This window comes from Allobaculum sp., from assembly GCF_047010065.1.
GTDB classification, from domain to species: domain Bacteria; phylum Bacillota_I; class Bacilli_A; order Erysipelotrichales; family Erysipelotrichaceae; genus Allobaculum; species Allobaculum fili.
In genome coordinates this window covers 1-1518 of the sequence record NZ_JBKXLD010000170.1, presented here as the reverse complement: position 1 = coordinate 1518, position 1518 = coordinate 1, and the positions used below count along the sequence as shown (strand labels likewise).

Annotated in this window: 1 protein-coding gene; it reads left to right on the top strand. The window is 50.5% G+C overall.

Translation table 11 applies throughout. The annotated features are described in order from the left end of the window. Positions 1 to 203: 203 nt before the first annotated feature. A complete protein-coding gene (locus tag ACLUYS_RS09925; protein WP_230266526.1) occupies positions 204 to 1247 on the top strand; it encodes a hypothetical protein in 1044 nt (347 codons plus the stop codon). The last annotated feature ends 271 nt before the right edge of the window (positions 1248 to 1518 follow it).

Sequence of the window (1518 nt, the reverse complement as noted above, 5' to 3'; positions counted from 1 at the left end):
GCGGAAAACACTGCTGCATCCGAAAATTCCTCCAGCGGGGAAAAACCGAAACGCAAACGGAGAACCCCCGCAAAGAAAACCGCAGAATCCAGCGAAACGCCGGCCGCTCCAGCTGAAAACAGCGAGGAGAAGCCAAAGCGCAGACCCGGTCGAAAGAAAAAGACCGCAGAGGAATCTGCAGAGCAGGAAGGAGGAAATAGCTAGTGGCGGAGACAACGGTAAATAAAGACAAATCGACGGTGAATAACCCGAAAAAATACGCTAGAAACAATACAGAATTTATTGCGGCTGACAAAATCACGTCCACGACCTTCTTCACCACGGGAGATGAGACGCTCGAGCGTCTCCATCCTGAGGGAAGCCGTACGCGTACGACGCTCGAAGCCGCGAAAGATGTTATGCAGGAAGTGGACTATGTCCTGGTCGAGGAGATCGCCCGCTCCTGCTACCTTACCCCTTTGCAGTGCGCGGAGCTGGTCAGCCTCAGGCTGGCCAACTACTCCCGCAAGGCGATCTTCAATCACCTGACCAAACTCAGCAAGTACCATGTGCTGCAGGAAAAGGCGATTCTTCGCAAGGGAGGAACCAAACTGACCTGCTTCTCGCTCGATCTGTTTGGATCGCAGATTGCCAAGCAGTCCGTCCATATGCACGGCGGGAATGTCTATCTTTCCTATTCCAGACGCCGTGAACTCAACAAGCCGGAAAAGCCGCTGGACATTTTCCGTATCCTCGTCGGCAACCAGATTCTGGTGGGGATGCTCAAAAGCGGCGTCAGCATGAAGCGCTTCGGTGTTCAGGAAGTGTTCGCTTCCGTCAATCCGCAGGACGTAAAAAACGGTGCCATCATGCGTACGCCGGTCAATTTAACCCTCAATGACGGAAGCCGGCTGTTCTTTGAAGTCGTCCGCAATACGGACGAATCGCTCGAACAGCTCTGTGAAAAGGTGAGTCGTTATTATTCGATTCTCGACAGCCAGTGGACGATGCTGGAAAGCCGCAATATGACGGATAAGACCAATATCTATGCCTGCTTGCCGCAGCTGGTAATCTGCACAGAAAGTCCGGCGGATGCCGAACAGGTGTATCAGGCGTTAAAAGAACGCAGTCTGATTCGCAAGGAAGATACGCTTCTGTTTACCGAAGACATTCTCCATCTGAAAAATTCGCTGATTTCCCTGTACGAATTCAAAGAAGACGGCAGCCGTCAATGGTATCGTCTGCCGGGCATGAAACTCTACAAATAAAGCCCGATCAAAACCGAAAAAGAAAAGGACAGAATGTTCTTCTGTCCCATAAAAAATCGAGGAATAGAAAGCCGGCTTAAACGCCCGGCAATCGATCTCGTCTGGTTTTTCCTTTCCGATTTCTGTTTCATTCGCGCGCTCATCCATAAGATAGTGGACGAGCGCGTTTTTTCTTCTGTATCGCTTCTGTATCGTTTAATACAATCTCGCTGGGAAAACGTAAGTGTCAAACAATCGACGGGTATACGCGAGACTGAATATTAGATACGCT